Origin of the sequence: Sphingomonas sp. GC_Shp_3 (assembly GCF_026540945.1) — a bacterium.
Classification (GTDB): domain Bacteria; phylum Pseudomonadota; class Alphaproteobacteria; order Sphingomonadales; family Sphingomonadaceae; genus Sphingomonas.
The window spans coordinates 372,958-389,334 of the sequence record NZ_JALNUT010000001.1; the positions used below are offsets into that span (position 1 = coordinate 372,958).

Consider the following 16,377-nt stretch of genomic DNA (forward strand, 5'->3'; position numbering starts at 1 on the left):
TCTGCGATTGCGTAAAGCAACGGCGCCGTGACACTTTGCGCGAACTGTGCGCTGACATCATTGCGTTTTACGGTGTGAGATGATGAGGTTCGCCATCGATGCCGATTAAGGCTGTTTGGGAGGGGCAGGGTATTCGCACCATCGGAACACGCGCTTCGGGCGTGAGGGCGTCGCGCGCCGGGACGAGCGTGCTTATCGCCGTGCTGCTGGCGAGTGGATGCAGCCACAAGGTTCATTCCCCCGCGCCGCCACGGATCACCAGCGAACCGCACTTTCCGCTTGGAACATCCTCGATCGTGGTGCCGATCTCGGGCTCGCTCGATGATCTTGCCCGCGCACTTGAACGGCAGACGCCAAAGCGGTTGTGGGGAATCGACAAGCAACTCGACGCCTGTGTCGCCGCCAAGCGCGTCGATCTCGGCATCGCTCATGTGCGGGTGCTTCCCAAGCTTGGCTGCCGCATCGTTGGCGAGGTCACGCGTGGCCATCTGAAACTCGGCGGCAGCGGCAATCGACTGACCATCGACATCCCGGTTCACGCGACCATCGCCGCGCAGAAGGTTGGCGGCGTGGTATCCAAGACGGCGACCGGCGACGCGATCGTGCATGCCGTCGCGCAGCTTTCGATCACGGGCAATTGGTCGCCGAGCGCGAAGGTGCGAATTGCGTATGACTGGACGACGCCGCCCGGCATCGACTTCCTCGGTCAGCGCATCGAATTCGCGAGCAAGGCAGACGCACGGCTGAAACCGGTCATCGCGGGATTGGAACGCAGCCTGCCACGTGAACTCAACAAGCTCGATCTGCGCGCGAAACTCGCCTCGGCGTGGCGGCAGGGCTTTACCTCGATCATGCTCAACCGCGAGCGCCCACCGGCGTGGATGCGGGTCACGCCCAAGCGGCTCGGCTTCGGCGGCTACACGGTCGATCGCCGCACGCTGGTGCTGACGCTCTCCGCCGATGCGCTGACCGAGACGTTCGTCGGCGCTCGGCCTGCCGATCCTGCCGCAACGCCTTTGCCGCCGCCCGCAGCCTCGGTCGGCAAGCAGGGCCTTAACTTCTTCATACCCGTGCTGGCGGATTATGCCCAGCTCGAGCCGGTGGTGCACCGTGTGCTGGTGAAGCGCGCGAAAAAGGGCATCACGCTCGCCGGGATCGGCCCGGTGGACGTCGCGTTCGGCAAGGTGACGATCTATGCCACCAGCGGGGGGCGGCTCGCGATCGGCGTGCAGGCAAAGGCCAAGGCCCGTAACACCTCGCTCCTCGCCACCAAGGGCGAGGTGTGGCTGACGGCGGTGCCGTACAACGTACCCAATTCGCAACTGATCCGCGCGCGCGATGTCGCGATCACCACCGATACCGACAGCGAGACGGTCAACCTGCTGGTCTCGCTGTTCAAGGACACGTCGGTTCGCGACACGATCGCCGAGGGACTAGCGCACGATTTCGCGCCCGATTACCAGAAGGTCCTGCGATCCGCGCGCAAGGCGATCGGCGCGCGGCGCGAGGGCGATTTCCTGCTCTCCGCTGACGTGACGCGCGTTGAGAACGGCACGCTGGCGGTAACCGGCAAGGGACTGTTCCTGCCGGTGCGCGCGGCGGGGCAGGCGACGATCACCTACGCGCCGCTGCGGCGATAGCGTCAAAGGCGATTGGCGGCGACCGAGATGTGGCATATGGCCGTCACGAACGCGGCGGGCAACCGCTGTCGTTCAGGATCGCGTCGGTGCCCCGCAAGGGGCTTAAACGGGAATGTGGTGCGGGCGCGTCGCCCTAATCCGCAGCTGTCCCTGCAACTGTAAGCGGCGAGCGCGATGCACGGGCCCGAAAGGGCAGCCACTGAAGCCGCGGTTTCGGGAAGGCGTGCATCAAGCCCTGACCCGTGAGCCAGGAGACCTGCCGGCGTTCTGGTCGCTCTTGTCGTGGTCCAGGAACAGGCCAGGGCACGGTTCTCCGTCTGAGCGACGAACCAAAGCGGTGGGGGCCGCAAGGGTTGCGCTTGGACCGGGTGCCGACTGGCGTCCGCCCGCCCGTGCGTGACCGGTCGTCGAAGGACGGTTCGCTCCCGCCGATCTGTCGCGACGCCCGGGGGAAGACTGATGAAGATTGCCATCTCACTGTTCGCGCTGATCGCCACCACGCCGGTGCTCGCGCAGACCGCGCCCGATGACGGCACCGCCACCGACACCGTGGTCGTCACCGCCGCCCGGGCGCCCGGCGGCATATCCACCGCGACGCTCGGCTCGTCGGCGACGGTGGTAACCGCGCAGGACCTGTCTGATCGCCAGACGGTGATCGTCTCGGACGTGCTGCGCGACGTACCCGGCATCTCGGTCAACCGTACCGGTGCGGTCGGCGGCATGACGCAGGTGCGTATCCGGGGCGCGGAGAGCAACCATACGCTGGTGTTGATCGACGGCATCGAGGCGGCTGACCCCTACTACGGCGAGTACGACTTCGCCTCGCTCACCGCCGATCCCGGCGCGCGGGTGGAGGTGCTGCGCGGTGAGCAGAGCGCGCTGTACGGATCGGATGCGATCGGCGGCGTCATCAACTATATCACGCCGACCGGGCGTGAGATGCCGGGCTTCGCGGGCCGGATCGAGGCCGGATCGTTCAACACAGTCGACGGCGCGGTGCGCGGGGCAGGGACTGCGGGCGACTTCGATTATGCGGTCGGCGGATCCTATTCCGGCATCGGCGGCTATGTCGTCGCGCCGGCAGGCGACCGGCGGATCGGGTCGAAGATCGGCACCGTCAATGGCAAGTTCGGCTATCAGTCGGAGGACTTCGGTTTGCGCGGCGTGGTGCGCTACACGCATATCGACGCCGACGTGAACGATCAGGATTACGCCGTCACCGGCAACGCGATCGACAGCGGCGGTAGCTACCTGAACGATGCGGTCTATGCGCTGGTCGGCGCGCACTACAGCGCGCTGGAGGGGCGCTGGAGCAACGACCTCAGCGCACAGTTGCAGGAATCGCAGCGCCGCTTCCTCGACGACAATGGTACCGAGACGAGCGGCGATACCGGCCGGCGCAAGAAAGTGTCGTTCGTCTCCGCGCTGAAGCTTGGCGGCGATGCGGCCAGCCACGTCATCACCGGTGCGGTCGATTACGAGCATGAATCCTATCAGGGCACGTCGGCGTTCATCACCGGCAGCAATCCGTTTCGCGATACCAACAACTGGGGTCTGGTCGGCCAGTATCAGGTGACGGTGGGCAGCCGGCTCGGCCTTGGTGGAGCGGTGCGGCATGACGTGAACCAGCGGTTCCGCGATGCGACCACTTGGCATCTGCAGGCGAGTTACCGGTTCGACACTGGTACGCGCATCCACGCAGCGGGGGGCACCGGGGTCAAGGCACCAGTGTTCTCCGAACTGTTCGGCTATTCCCCGACCAGCGGCTTCGTCGGCAACCCCAACCTCAAGCCCGAGGAATCGACCGGCTGGGAGGCTGGTGTCGAACAGAGCTTCCTCGCCGGGCACGGCCGCATCGACGTGACCTATTTCAACGCGGTGCTGCGCCACAAGATCGTCAGCACGTTCGATCCGGTCTATACGGTGGTGAACGCGACCGGATCGTCGCCGCATCAGGGGGTCGAGGTGGCGCTCAATTTCGACCTTCCAGCCGGCTTCCGCTTCGATGGCAGCTACACCTATCTCGACGCACACGACGAGGCCGACATGACGCTGATCCGCCGTCCGGCGCATATCGGCAGCGCCAATCTGGCGTGGAGGTCAAAGGACGACCGGTTCGGCGCCAACGTGACGGTGCGCTACAACGGTGATGCGCTCGACACCAACTTTGCGACATATCAGACCGAGACGTTGCAGGCTTACACGCTGGTGAATTTCGGCGCGGACGTAGCGGTGGCACGCGGCATTTCGGTGTTCGGGCGGGTCGAAAATCTGCTCGACACCGACTTCCGCGAGAACGTCGGTTTCCGGGGTTCGCCGCGCGCGGGCTACGGCGGCATAAAGGCGCGGATCTGATGGCGGATCGCACCGAGGCCGAGCACGCCGAGAAGATGCGCAAGCGGCAAGCCGCGCAGGAACGGATCGTCGCCGCCAAGACGATCGAGAAGGGGCTGGTGATCGTCCACACCGGCGCGGGCAAGGGCAAGACCACGGCCGCGCTGGGGATGGCGGTGCGCGCGGTCGGCCACGGCATGAAGGTCGGGATCGTCCAGTTCGTCAAAGGCGCGATGACGACCGGCGAGAAGGCGGTGTTCGATCGGCTCGGCGATCTGGTCGAGTTCAAGCCGATGGGGGAGGGCTTTACCTGGGATACGCAGGACCGCGCGCGCGATATCGCGGTCACGCGCACCGCCTGGGAGGAGGTGAAGCGGATGGTCGCCGATCCGTCCTACGGTATGGTCATCGCGGACGAACTCAACATCGTGTTGCGCTACGATTACCTGCCACTGGACGAGGTGCTGACGGCGCTTGCCGCGAAACCCGAGATGACGCACGTCGTCATCACCGGCCGCAATGCTCCGGCCGGGTTGAACGAGGCGGCCGATCTGGTGACGGAGATGACGCTGGTGAAGCACCCGTTCCGTGAACAGGGCGTGAAGGCGCAGGCGGGGGTCGAATTTTGACCCACGGTGCGTTCGTGCCGGATTACGCCAAAGGATGCGCGATTCGGGTGCATCCCTCGACGTTGCCCGGCGCCAGCGGTGTTCTAGCGTGCTCGCGAAGCCGTGACTTGCCGCACCAGGCTCTGCGCCGCCCGCACGTAAGCGGGGCTGCCGCACACCGTCCACGCTTCGGGCAGGTGCAGGCGCGGAATACGGTCCAGCGCGGGATGGTGCAGCATTTCCGTGCCCTGATCGACGACATGGTCGCTCGCCGTCTCGACGATCAGGTAATCCGGCCGCGCGGCGATCATCTCCTCGAGCGAAACCTGCGACAGCACCGGCTTGCCGAGCTTGGCGGCGAGGTTGATCAGGCCGATGCGCGTCATCAGTTCGTCCACGAGCGTACCCGTACCGGTGAGGAAGCCACGGCGTTGGTAGTAGGCCGCGACCGGATGACCCGGCACGCGCGGCAAGGTCGCAAGCGCGCGGTCCATTCGGGCAATCAGCGCTTCGCCACGCGCCGGGTGACCGACAGCAGCGGCGACCTGGCGGATCTGCGCTACGATATCGCCGTAACTGTTGGCCCAACCGAGATCCACGGTGCGATAGTGATGCGGGGCGAGTGCCGCCAGCATCCCGCCGCTGCGGGGTGGTGTGCCGACGATCAGGTCGGGATCGATCGCGAGAATCTCCTCGGCGGACTGGCCGAGGATGTGCAGCCCGCCGATACGCCCCGCCACCGCCGACATCTCCACATCGGGGGCGTTGTGCGTCAGCCCCGCGATCTGCGACCGGTCGGCGAGATCGACGACAAGCTGGTCGGCGCAGAGGTTGAGCGAGACGATCCGACGCGGCGTTGGCACGTGCGGGGGCGCCGGCGCTGCAGCGCCGCAGACGAGCAACAGCAGCGGGATCAAGCGACGATGCGACATGGCGTGACCCATACGCGAGCGGTGCCGCGACACAAGCGCGCGGCGCTGGCATGACACTGCCACGCCCGGTACTGATCGGCGGCTTGATCGTGCTCATCATCCTGTCGGCGCTCGCCTCGCTGGCAATCGGGGCGGTGTCGTTGGCACCCGCCCGCGTCGTGGCCGCAATGGCCGGGCACGGCGATGCCGTCGCCTCCGCGATCGTCATAGAACTGCGGTTGCCACGCACCATCATCGGGCTCGCGGTCGGCGCGATGCTTGGACTCGCTGGCGCGGCGCTGCAGGGCTATCTCCGCAATCCGCTCGCGGAACCATCGGTGCTGGGTGCGTCCAACGCGGCAGCGCTGGGGGCGGTCGGCGCGATCTATTTCGGGTTGGCGGAACTGCACCCGGCGGTGCTGCCGGCGCTGGCGGTGCTCGGCGCGCTGGTGGCGTTGGCGTTGCTGTTCACGCTTGCCGGCCGATCCGAAAGCCCGCTCACCCTGATCCTCGCCGGTATCGCCGTGTCGACGCTCGGCGGTGCGGCGATCAGCCTCACGCTCAACCTGTCGCCCAACCCGTTCGCGGCGATGGAGATCATGACGTGGCTGCTCGGCTCGATCGAGAACCGGTCGTTCGCGCATGTCTGGATTGCGCTGCCATGCATCGCGGTCGGGGCGGCGTTGCTCGTGTTCGATGGCCGCGCGCTCGATGCGCTGACGCTGGGGGAGGACGGCGCGCGCGCGCTGGGCGTTGACCTGCGCGCGGTGCGGCTGCGCTTGCTGCTCGGCGTGGCGATCGGGGTGGGTGGCGCGGTGGCGGTGTCCGGCGCGATCGGCTTCGTCGGGCTGATCGTTCCGCATCTGGTGCGCCCGCTGACCGATCGCAGCCCGTCGGCGATCCTCGTGCCATCGGCGCTGGCCGGGGCGGTGCTGCTGACGCTGGCGGATATTGGCGTGCGGTTGATCCCGTCCACCAACGAACTGAAGCTGGGCGTGGTGACGGCGTTCCTTGGCGTGCCGCTGTTCCTGACCTATCTGCTTCGCGAGCGACGGATATGGTGACGATCACGCTTGAGAACGTGAGCGTCACGATGGGTCGGCGCGCGGTGTTGCGGGGCATCGGCACGGTACTGACGCCGGGGCGGCTGGTCGGCATTATCGGCCCGAACGGCGCGGGCAAATCCACCCTGCTGCGCGCGATGCTCGGGTTGCTGCCGTTCACTGGCACGATCCGCATCGACGGTGCGCCGCTCGGCGGCATGGCGCGTGGGGCGCTGGCGCGAAAACTCGCCTATCTGCCGCAGGGGCAGACCTTGCACTGGCCGCTGAGCGTCGAACGGCTCGTCGCGCTCGGCCGGTTGCCGCATCTCGCGCCGATGTCCGGGCTGTCGCCCCCCGACGCGGCAGCGATCGAGGCTGCGATGGCGCGGGCCGACGTGACCGGCTTGCGGCGCCGGATTGCAACCGAACTCTCCGGTGGCGAGCGTGCACGCGTGCTGCTCGCCCGCACGCTTGCGGTCGGGGCGCCGGCCCTCCTCGCGGACGAGCCGCTCGCCGCGCTCGATCCCGGCCATCAGCTCGACGTGATGGAGCTGCTCCGCGCCGAGGCGCGCGCCGGCGCGCTGGTGGTGACGGTGCTGCACGATTTGACGATGGCGGCGCGGTATTGCGACCGGCTGCTGCTGGTCGATGACGGCGCGCTCGTCGCCGACGATACGCCGCTTGCGGTGCTGACCCCGGAGCGGCTGCGCGAGGTGTACGGCATCACCGCCGCGATCGAACGGCACGGCGATATCCTGACCATCGTGCCGACCGCGCGCGCGGCGAATTGACGCGGCACCGCGCCAAAGCTAACGCTGCGGGTGCGAAAGGTTCCCCGGAGACGGGGATGAAAAGGGAACGGGGTTCGATGCCCCGGCTGCCCCTGCAACTGTAAGCGGCGAGCCATCGGGCCACACGCCATTGGGATTGCAAGATCCTGAGAAGGCGGTCCGAACCGGCGTTGACCCGTAAGCCAGGAGACCTGCCCGTCGCAGTCGTCCATCGCGCGGACAGGGTGTTCTGGGCGGGCGGGGTGTGAACCCGAGTGGCGACATGGTTGGACCGCGTGGACGCGGCGTGTCGCAAGACATGCCCGGTACGCGGCCCGTGTCGCAGGGTGCCCGTTCGATGTCACAGTTCTATTCTTCCTTCGTCCGTGCGGCGGCCGCGCCATGCTGACCCGTGTCGAGGACGGTCCGGCGGTGGTCGCCTGCAACACCTGCCGCCATTCGGCGGACGCGCGCGAACAGGATGGCGTGCGCGGCGGCGCGCTGCTGGTCGGGGCGCTGAACGCGGTGAAGGCGTCCGATCCCAAATACGCCGATGTCGCCGTGCAGGAGATGGCGTGCCTGTTCGCCTGCACCGAACATTGCACCGTGCATCTGCGCGCACCTGAGAAGGTCGGCTACGTGCTGGGCCGGTTCACGCCGGATGAGGCATCGGCACGCGCGATCCTCGATTATGCGGTGCATTACGCGGCAAGCGAACATGGACGCGTGCCGTTCGCGCAGTGGCCGCAGGGCGTGAAGGGACATTTCATCACGCGCACGCCGCCGCCGGGTTTCGTCGCGCAATGATGTTCCCGACGCCGGCGGCGTTCGCGGCGGCACTGGCCGATCCCATCGTTCCTGATGAAGCTGCGATCGCGCACGCGCGGGCACGGCAGGCGAGCCTGACCAAGCCGCCCGGCTCGCTTGGCCGGCTTGAGGATCTGGCGGTGTTTATCGCCGGCTGGCAGGCGCAAGCGCGACCGCAGATCCGGCGCGCGCGCGCGGTGGTGTTCGCCGGCAATCACGGCGTAACGGCGCATGGCGTCAGCGCATTCCCGGCGGCGGTCACCGCGCAGATGGTGGCCAATTTCGAGGCGGGCGGCGCGGCGATCAACGCGCTCGCCGGCGCGGCGGGGCTGGAGTTGAAGGTCGTAGCGCTCGATCTCGATCGCCCGACCGCAGACTTCACGCAAGCCCCGGCGATGACCGAAGCGGAGTGTCTGGCCGCGATGTCGGCCGGTGCGGACAGTGTGAGCAACGATCTCGATCTGCTCGTCGTCGGCGAAATGGGGATCGGCAATTCGACTGCGGCCGCCGCCATTGCCGCTCGCAGCATCGGTGGCAACGGCGCCGATTGGGTCGGGCCGGGCACGGGCGTTGACCGTTTCGGCATCGCGCGCAAGGTCGCGGTGATCGATCGCGCGCTGACCCGCCACGGCGATGCGCCTGCCACCCCGTTCGAGACGCTGCGAAGGTTGGGCGGGCGGGAGATCGCCGCGATCGCCGGCGCTGTGGTGCGGGCGCGGCAGTTGCGGGTGCCGGTGATGCTCGACGGGTTCATCACCTGTGCGGCGGTCGCTCCGCTGGCGGCGGTGCCGGGCGCAATCGGGCATTGCCTCGCCGGGCACTGTTCGGCGGAACCCGGTCATGCCCGGCTGCTTTCGGCGCTGAAGCTTGAGCCGTTGCTGCGGCTGGATATGCGGCTGGGCGAGGCGAGCGGCGCCGCCGTCGCGGTCAATATCGTACGCGCAGCGCTGGCCGCGCATGACGGCATGGCGACCTTCGCCGAAGCGGGCGTTTCGGCGGGCTGATGGCTGCGTTCGCGCTCCATCTGCTCCGCCATGGTGCGCCCGAAGGTACCGGCCGCTTGATCGGCCGCACCGATGCGTCGCCGACAACCGAGGGCATCGCCGCCTGCATGGCACAGGTCGAGAACCTTCGTGTCGAAGCGGTGATCTGTTCCGATCTCGCGCGGGCGCAACGTCCTGCCGAGACGATCGCGGCACGGCTCGCGCTGCCCGTCGCGGTCGATCGGCGCTGGAGTGAGCTCGATTTCGGCGCTTGGGAGGGGTTGTCGACCGACGTGATCGACCCGGCTGCCCTGGGTCGGTTCTGGGCCGATCCCGACGCCGCGCCGCCGCCGCAGGGTGAACGCTGGTCCGCGTTGGTGACGCGTGTCGCGGCGGCGATTGCGGCGTTGCCGGCGCGGGACACGCTGGTGGTCACGCATGGCGGCGCGATGCGTGCGGCGCTCGCGCATCTGTGCGGCTTTGCGCAACGGGAGCTGTGGGCGTTCGACCTGCCCTATGCCGCGCTGCTCAGCCTCCGCGTGTGGCCAGGCGCGTCGCCTTCGGCGCAGATCGCGGCGCTGTACCCGTGAAGAGCCTGCTGCTCGCCATCCAGTTCCTGACGCGACTGCCGCTACCAGCTTTCGTGGCGAGCGATGCCGAGTTCGCCGCGTCGATGCGCTGGTTCCCCTTGGTCGGACTGCTGATCGGCGCGCTGGTTGCGGGTGCGGCGGTGGCCGGCCGTGGGGACGCGTGGGTCGGAGCGCTTGCGGCGTTGGTGGTCTGGGTCGGCGTGAGCGGGGCGCTCCACCTCGACGGGCTGGCCGACCTTGCCGATGCGCGGGGCGCGGCGCACGGCGATCCGGCGCGTCTGCTCGCGGTCTTGGCCGATCCGCACGTCGGCAGTTTCGGCGTGGTCGCGATTGGCCTGCAGTTGATCGCCAAGCTGGTGCTGCTGCACGCGGCGATCGCGCAGGCGGCATGGTGGCCGCTGCTGCTGATCCCGTTTGCCGCGCGAATCGGGCCGCTGGTGTGGACGCGCTGGTTACCGCCGCTGCACGCCGGACTGGCCGCGCGGTTCCGCGACGCGGTGCGTCCCATCGATCTGGTGCTGTGGGCGCTCGCGTTGAGCGTCGCCGCGTTGCGATGGCCGATGGTCCTCATCACGCCGCTGCTGCTGGCAGGCTGGGGGCTGTACGTCCGCCGCGCGATCGGCGGGATTTCAGGTGATGGACATGGTGCGGGCATCGAGCTGGTCGAGACGCTGCTGCTCGCTGCGGTAGTGCTGTGAACGGCTGGACCCATCACGGCGGGCGCTTGAGCGAGGCGCGCGCGGCGTTCGGTGACGCGGCGGCGGCGTGGCTCGACCTGTCGACGGGGATCAACCCGCATTGCTGGCCGACGGAAACCGTCACGATCGACTGGCGCCGACTGCCGGACGAGCGCGCGCTGACCGCACTGGAGACCGTGGCCGCCGATTATTTCGGCGTCGATCGCGCGTATGTCGCGGCAGTGCCCGGTAGCGAAATCGGTCTGCGGATGCTCGGTACGCTGTTGCCAGGGCCGGCGCGGTTTGTCCCACCGACATATCGCACCCATGCGGAAATGTTCCCGACCAGCACGCGACTTGAGGTCGATGCGCTCGCGGGCGTGGCGGCGGGAACGGTCGTGGTCGCCAATCCAAACAACCCCGATGGACGCACCGTTGCCGCGCACGACCTGCTCGCGCTGCATGAACGACTGCGGAGCGGTAACGGCTGGCTGGTGGTGGACGAGGCGTTCGTCGATGCCGATCCGATCATCAGCGTCGGCGCACAGGTGCATGATGCCGCGCGTTTGATCGTGGTGCGATCGTTCGGCAAGTTCTTCGGTCTGGCTGGGGTGCGGCTCGGTTTCGTGATCGCGCCGCAGCCGATCGTCGCGCGGTTGCGATCGTTGCTGGGCGCGTGGCCGGTCTCCGCGCCGGCGATCGCGATCGGGACCGCTGCTTATGGCGATGCCGGCTGGATCGTGGCGATGCGCGCGCAACTCGTGGCGGAGGCAGCGGCACTCGATGCGGCGCTGATCGGGTGCGGGCTGATGCCAATAGGGAAATGCCCGCTGTTTCGGATGATCGCGGTCGGCGATGCCGCCGGCGTGTTCACACGTCTTGCCCACGCGGGCATCCTGACCCGTCCTTTCGACGACGATCCGCACCGTCTGCGCGTGGGCTTGCCAGCCGATGCGGCCGCACTGGCGCGCCTTGAACGCGCATTGACGCATGGCTGAGCCGGTTGCCCTGGTAGCGCTCGCGATCGAGGCGGCGTTCGGCTGGCCGGACGCGCTCTATCGCCGCGTCGGCCATCCGGTTGGTGCGTTCGCGCGGATCATCGCCTCCTGCGAGGCGCGGTGGAATGGATCGCACCACACGTTTGCAAGGCGACGTCTCGCCGGTGTCGGTTTGGTGGTAGGGCTAAGTTTAGTGGCGGGCGGCGGGGCGGCCGGGTCGACAGCCATCGTGTCGGCGGCGATGGGGCAGTGGGCCTGGCTCGGCTGCGCGCTACTGGCAGTTCCCGGCCTGGCGCAACGCAGCCTGTTCGATCATGTTCGCGCGGTGCAGATAGCCTTGGCGAGCGGCGATCTCGCAGCCGCTCGCATAGCAGTCGCGCGGATCGTCGGTCGCGATGTGGCGAGGCTCGATGCGACGGGGGTCGCACGCGCGGCGATCGAGAGTCTGGCGGAAAGCTTCTGCGACGGTATTGTCGCGCCGCTGTTCTGGCTGCTGCTGTTCGGCTTGCCGGGACTGTGGATCTACAAGGCGGTCAACACCGCCGACAGCCTGATCGGCCACCGAGAGCCACGCTGGCGCGCGTTCGGATGGGCGGCGGCCCGCAGCGATGATGTGCTTAACCTCATTCCCGCGCGCCTGGCGGGGCCGCTGCTGTGCCTGTGCGGTGGTGGCGGCTGGCGCGTTTTGTGGCGCGACGCGCGCCGTCACGCCTCCCCCAACGCCGGCTGGAGCGAGGCAGCTATGGCCGGCGCGCTCCACCTGCGCCTCGCCGGCCCGATCGTCTACGACGGCATTTGTACCGACAAGCCGTGGATCGGCGACGGTCGGACTTCAGCCGATGCGGAGGATATCACCCGTGCGCTCCGCTTGTACGTGCGCGCGTGCCTCGCCTTGTGGTTGATCGCGGGAGGTGTGGCATGGCTGCAATGATGTTCCAGGGTACCGGCTCGGACGTGGGCAAATCGGTGCTGGTCGCGGGGATCTGCCGTGCGCTCGTCAACCGAGGCCTGAGTGTGCGGCCGTTCAAGCCGCAGAACATGTCGAATAACGCCGCCGTCACCAGCGACGGTGGCGAAATTGGTCGCGCGCAGGCGTTGCAGGCGATCGCCTGCCGCGTGGCGCCGCATACCGACATGAACCCGGTGCTGCTCAAGCCACAGGCCGACCACAGCTCGCAACTGATCGTCCACGGTCGCGTGCGCGGGACACTTGGCGGGGGCAATTACCGGGCGGGCCGGGCTGCGCTGCTCGGCGACGTGCTGGCGAGCTACCACCGGCTGCGCGCCGGCTGCGATGTGGTGGTGGTAGAGGGCGCCGGCTCGCCTGCCGAGATCAATCTGCGCGGCGGCGATATCGCCAACATGGGTTTCGCGAGAGCTGCGGGCGTACCGGTGATCCTGATCGGCGATATCGACCGCGGCGGCGTGATCGCAGCGATCGTCGGTACACGAGCGGTTATCGATCCGGCAGATGCGGCGATGATCCGCGGCTTCATCATCAACAAGTTTCGTGGCGATCCGGCGCTGTTCGAGGATGGCTACCGGCAGATCGAGGCACTGGCCGGCTGGCGCGGGTTCGGCGTGGTGCCCTGGCTGGCGGCGACCGCGCGGCTACCGAGTGAGGACGCCGTGGTGCTGGAGCGAGCGTCTCCCGTCGGGGCCGGGCGAGTGCTGGTGGCGTGCCCGATCCTGCCGCGCATCGCCAACTTCGATGATCTCGATCCCTTGAAACTCGAACCCGCCGTCGATCTGGAGATGGTGCCACCCGGGAGGCCGATTCCCGCCGAAGCGGCGCTGATCGTGCTGCCGGGCTCGAAGGCGACGCTCGCCGATCTCGCCGCGTTGCGACATGAGGGTTGGGACGTGGACGTACGTGCGCACCATCGGCGCGGTGGCGCGATCCTCGGGCTGTGCGGAGGCTATCAGATGCTCGGCCATCGTGTGATCGACCGGGACGGCATTGAGGGACCGGCCGGGGAAGCAGCCGGGCTCGGCCTCCTCAATGTGGAGACGACGTTGGCTCCGGGCAAAGCCTTGCGGCCGGTGCGCGGTCAGGCGCTGAACGCACCGTTTCACGGGTATGAGATGCACATCGGCGAAACGCTCGGGCCGGATGCGGCGCGCCCGTTCGCACGCTTCGACGACGGGCGTGTGGATGGCGCGGTCAGTACGGATGGTCGCGTGATCGGCACCTATGTTCACGGGCTGCTTGCCGATGCGGCGCAACGGACCGCACTGCTCGGGCGGATCGGGGCGCAGGGGGGCGGGGCCGACTATGACGCATCGGTCGACGCCGCGCTCGACGAGATCGCCGACGCGCTGGAACGATATCTGGACATCGACGCCATCATGGCCGTCGCTTCGGAGGCGGCGCGATGACGTGTCTGTTCGTGCTTGGCGGGGCGCGTTCCGGCAAGAGCCGTTATGCGCAGGATCGTGCCGAGGCCATGGGTGGTGTGTCGATGTTCGTCGCCACCGCCCAAGCGTATGACGCGGAGATGGCCGAACGCATCACCCGCCATCAGGCGGACCGCGACAGCCGCTGGACGACGATCGACGCACCACTCGCGCTGCCCGAAGCGATCGCCGCGCATGCCGGCGCCGGGCATGTGCTGCTGATCGACTGCCTGACGTTGTGGACGTCAAACGTGATGCTGGCGGAACAGGACATGGACGCCGCGACCGAGGCGCTTGTCACCGCCATCCACGCCGCGCTAGGCGCGCTGGTAATCGTCGCCAATGAAGTCGGGTTGGGGATCGTTCCCGACAACGCGCTTGCCCGGCGTTTTCGCGATTGCGCGGGCCGCTTGAACCAGCGCGTCGCCGCCGCTGCCGACGAGGTGGTGCTGATCGCGGCGGGCTTACCGATCAAGCTGAAGTAACGATTGGTCTGGCTGCGCGGTGCCTACACCGATTGCGTCGCGGAGAAGCGCCGGCGCGTCGTCAGCGCCGCGATGCGTGCCTGCTCCACTGCGGCTTCTTCCGTCGCGAACAGCAGATGATCGAGCACCGCCGCCATGTGCGCGCGCATCGCGTTACGCGCTCGTGCGGGATCGCGAGACCGTAGCGCCTCGGCGATGGCGCGATGCTCCGCCACGACTGGCTTGACCTTGGCGGCGCGCGCCTTCGCCAGCAGCAGAGCCGTATCGGGCTCGCTTGCCCGCAGCGCCCAGAATTGTTCGACGGTATGCGACAGCGCGGCATTGCGGGTCGCCCGGCCGATCAGGAAGTGAAACTCGCGATCGGCATCCTCAAGCCATTCTTCCGGCTCGGCCTCGACCGCGATGCGATCGACCAGCGCATCCAGCGCATCGAGTTCGGCATCGCTGATATGTACCGCCGCCAGCGCGGCAACCTCGCCCTCGATCGCGGCACGCGCTTCGATCAACTCGAACGCGGTGACGCTGAAGCCCATCGCCTCGCTGCGGCCGGGAATGTTGCGCACATACGCGCCTGAGCCGATCTTTACCTCGACCAATCCCTGAACTTCAAGCGCGATGATCGCCTCCCGCACGGTCGGGCGGCTGACGTTGTGTTCGATGGCGAGTTCGCGCTCCGCTGGCAGACGGTCTCCGATGGCATATTGCCCACCCGCGATCTGGTCGAACAGGCGACGGGCAAGCTGCTGGTACAGCCGGTCTTCACCCTGCTCGGCAGAGGACGCCTTCGGCTTGGACTTCCCCATGACGTTCATGATCGCACCAATCCGGCCATCCCCGTTGACGAAGCTTGATACGCTGCAAGCGGCCAAGCCAATTCCAGCCAAATGCTAGACCGTCCACCCGTGCGTCGCAAGCGTCGATCATGGTGCGGGCGTCCGCTTGCTACGGGCGGTATCCGATGGGCGAAGTGATTTCCACTCCATGCGGATGCGCCATGCGGTGTCGCCGTGATGGCGGAAGCTGCGGCACGCGCCTTGTTCGAACAAGTGGGTGTAACTGAGACCGCGAACCAGATGCGCGCGGCTCTCCCGCCGGCGCGCGTCGTTGAGCGCGTGCACGCAGGCGTCAGCAGTTGGGAAGGTCGTATCCAGCAATGCGGCGGCGCTGTGCGGCGTCCAGTCCCGCCCGTGCGCCGGCATGGCGAGGCCGCTCGCGGCGAGCAATACAGGCCACACAGTCATCCGCATCACTGCGCAATCGGCGGCAGCGCGCCGTTGGAGGGCTGAGCGTCGGCGCAGGCCCGCAACATCGCAGGGCCGCCGATCGCGGCAAGCCGGGTCTGTGCCTCACGCGCAAGTGCCGCGGTGTCGATCGGCCAGCCGATCGCTGCCGTCTTGCCGCTGCCGGGGAAAACCACATAGGCGACCCGACCACTGGGGAGGCCCTTACCGTTGCGCGGGTTGGGCGCCTCGGTGCCGAGCGCCCGCCAGAAGGCGACCGACGCTTCGCCGAACTGTTCGATAGGTCCTTCATCCGCGATCACGAACGGGGTGGTGCGCCCATTGTCGAGATTGATCGCCCAGCCGATGTCCCCCATCTCGCCCATGCCATTGGTGCGGTAGATTGGCGCTGGCAGCACCAGATACGGGATACGCACGGCATCGACATAGCTGCTCGGACTGGCTGGGCCGGCGAAGGCGGTGTTGCGCAGCGACGTCATCGAGACGAAATAGCCCTTGTACGGTCCGTCCTGCTGCACCGCCGGCCGGTCTGGGGCGAGCGGGTCGGCGGCCAGCACCGTCTGCCACCAGGATCCGTTGGGATATCCGGCAGAGGCGAGGCAATCGATGCCGCGACCGGTGTCGGGGCAGGAGTCGGGCACATCGTCGGGGTGGTAGGCGTTCGGCGCGCCATCGGCATCGACGAGCTTGTCCTCGCTAGCGAAATAATACGCCGAGCGGTCGGCAAGCACGGAAACCGGCACGCCCATATAGTCGAACGTGTTGCCAGCGGGGCAGACGGACTCGGTAGAGGCGGCCGCAGGGGCGATGGTCGGTGCAAGGCAGCACGACAAAGCGGTGGCGCACAACCACCGGAACGCAGACACGGGAAACGGCTTCCTTGGATTGTTGAC

The 16,377-nt window shown here is 67.8% G+C and carries 17 protein-coding genes and 2 riboswitches; of the genes, 13 read left to right on the forward strand and 4 right to left on the reverse strand.

All coding sequences use genetic code 11. From position 1 onward, the window contains the following. Positions 1–98: 98 nt before the first annotated feature. From OXR00_RS01815 to cobO, 3 genes are all read left to right on the forward strand, one after another. The gene (locus OXR00_RS01815) at positions 99–1,640 is read left to right on the forward strand and encodes a DUF4403 family protein (RefSeq protein ID WP_267386328.1); all 1,542 of its coding nucleotides are present in this window, start codon (positions 99–101) and stop codon (positions 1,638–1,640) included. A 67-nt stretch (positions 1,641–1,707) separates the two neighbouring features. Further along, positions 1,708–1,919, forward strand: a riboswitch (cobalamin riboswitch). A 180-nt stretch (positions 1,920–2,099) separates the two neighbouring features. Continuing rightward, positions 2,100–3,995 carry a TonB-dependent receptor gene (locus tag OXR00_RS01820; RefSeq protein WP_267386329.1) on the forward strand — a complete coding sequence of 632 codons (1,896 nt, stop codon included), beginning with the start codon at positions 2,100–2,102 and terminating at the stop codon, positions 3,993–3,995. Beyond that, positions 3,995–4,603, forward strand: a complete 609-nt coding sequence (cobO, locus tag OXR00_RS01825; RefSeq protein ID WP_267386330.1) for a cob(I)yrinic acid a,c-diamide adenosyltransferase — start codon at positions 3,995–3,997, stop codon at positions 4,601–4,603. The genes OXR00_RS01820 and cobO overlap by 1 nt, the downstream gene beginning before the upstream one ends. A gap of 83 nt (positions 4,604–4,686) precedes the next feature. On the opposite strand, the gene OXR00_RS01830 is transcribed toward cobO, so the two are convergent. Beyond that, entirely contained in the window at positions 4,687–5,514 is an 828-nt protein-coding gene (locus tag OXR00_RS01830) for an ABC transporter substrate-binding protein (protein ID WP_267386331.1), read from the reverse strand. A gap of 50 nt (positions 5,515–5,564) precedes the next feature. On the opposite strand from OXR00_RS01830, the gene OXR00_RS01835 reads away from it, so the two are divergent. The 10 genes from OXR00_RS01835 (at position 5,565) to cobU (ending at position 14,243) form a co-directional block, all read left to right on the forward strand. Continuing rightward, entirely contained in the window at positions 5,565–6,557 is a 993-nt protein-coding gene (locus OXR00_RS01835) for an iron ABC transporter permease (protein WP_267386332.1), read from the forward strand. Beyond that, positions 6,551–7,327, forward strand: coding sequence for an ABC transporter ATP-binding protein (locus tag OXR00_RS01840; protein WP_267386333.1), 777 nt, complete (start codon positions 6,551–6,553; stop codon positions 7,325–7,327). Before OXR00_RS01835 ends, OXR00_RS01840 begins: the two co-directional genes overlap by 7 nt. Before the next feature lie 20 nt (positions 7,328–7,347). After that, positions 7,348–7,541: riboswitch (cobalamin riboswitch) on the forward strand. Between the two features lie 167 nt (positions 7,542–7,708). Beyond that, positions 7,709–8,113: a DUF1636 domain-containing protein gene (locus OXR00_RS01845; RefSeq protein WP_267386335.1), complete on the forward strand. Its 405-nt coding sequence runs from the start codon at positions 7,709–7,711 to the stop codon at positions 8,111–8,113. Beyond that, complete coding sequence (gene cobT, locus OXR00_RS01850) at positions 8,110–9,117, forward strand: nicotinate-nucleotide--dimethylbenzimidazole phosphoribosyltransferase (protein WP_267386336.1); 1,008 nt, start codon at positions 8,110–8,112, stop codon at positions 9,115–9,117. Before OXR00_RS01845 ends, cobT begins: the two co-directional genes overlap by 4 nt. After that, positions 9,117–9,686 (forward strand): histidine phosphatase family protein, encoded by a 570-nt coding sequence (locus OXR00_RS01855; RefSeq protein ID WP_267386337.1) that lies wholly within the window; start codon positions 9,117–9,119, stop codon positions 9,684–9,686. The genes cobT and OXR00_RS01855 overlap by 1 nt, the downstream gene beginning before the upstream one ends. Beyond that, entirely contained in the window at positions 9,683–10,384 is a 702-nt protein-coding gene (locus OXR00_RS01860) for an adenosylcobinamide-GDP ribazoletransferase (RefSeq protein WP_267386338.1), read from the forward strand. The genes OXR00_RS01855 and OXR00_RS01860 overlap by 4 nt, the downstream gene beginning before the upstream one ends. A 26-nt stretch (positions 10,385–10,410) precedes the next feature. After that, entirely contained in the window at positions 10,411–11,361 is a 951-nt protein-coding gene (locus tag OXR00_RS01865; protein WP_267386339.1) for an aminotransferase class I/II-fold pyridoxal phosphate-dependent enzyme, read from the forward strand. Then, a complete protein-coding gene (cbiB, locus tag OXR00_RS01870; protein WP_267386340.1) occupies positions 11,354–12,292 on the forward strand; it encodes an adenosylcobinamide-phosphate synthase CbiB in 939 nt (312 codons plus the stop codon). The genes OXR00_RS01865 and cbiB overlap by 8 nt, the downstream gene beginning before the upstream one ends. Beyond that, on the forward strand, positions 12,280–13,740 hold the full coding sequence (locus OXR00_RS01875; protein ID WP_267386341.1) for a cobyric acid synthase: 1,461 nt from the start codon (positions 12,280–12,282) through the stop codon (positions 13,738–13,740). The genes cbiB and OXR00_RS01875 overlap by 13 nt, the downstream gene beginning before the upstream one ends. Continuing rightward, positions 13,737–14,243 carry a bifunctional adenosylcobinamide kinase/adenosylcobinamide-phosphate guanylyltransferase gene (gene cobU, locus OXR00_RS01880; RefSeq protein WP_267386342.1) on the forward strand — a complete coding sequence of 169 codons (507 nt, stop codon included), beginning with the start codon at positions 13,737–13,739 and terminating at the stop codon, positions 14,241–14,243. Before OXR00_RS01875 ends, cobU begins: the two co-directional genes overlap by 4 nt. Before the next feature lie 23 nt (positions 14,244–14,266). On the opposite strand, the gene OXR00_RS01885 is transcribed toward cobU, so the two are convergent. From OXR00_RS01885 to OXR00_RS19740, 3 genes are all read right to left on the reverse strand, one after another. Continuing rightward, the gene (locus tag OXR00_RS01885; RefSeq protein WP_242147081.1) at positions 14,267–15,046 is read right to left on the reverse strand and encodes a FadR/GntR family transcriptional regulator; all 780 of its coding nucleotides are present in this window, start codon (positions 15,044–15,046) and stop codon (positions 14,267–14,269) included. A 117-nt stretch (positions 15,047–15,163) separates the two neighbouring features. Continuing rightward, positions 15,164–15,484, reverse strand: coding sequence for a hypothetical protein (locus OXR00_RS01890; protein WP_267386343.1), 321 nt, complete (start codon positions 15,482–15,484; stop codon positions 15,164–15,166). Positions 15,485–15,489: 5 nt separating this feature from the next. Beyond that, positions 15,490–16,350: a glycoside hydrolase family 75 protein gene (locus OXR00_RS19740; RefSeq protein ID WP_267386344.1), complete on the reverse strand. Its 861-nt coding sequence runs from the start codon at positions 16,348–16,350 to the stop codon at positions 15,490–15,492. Positions 16,351–16,377: the final 27 nt, after the last annotated feature.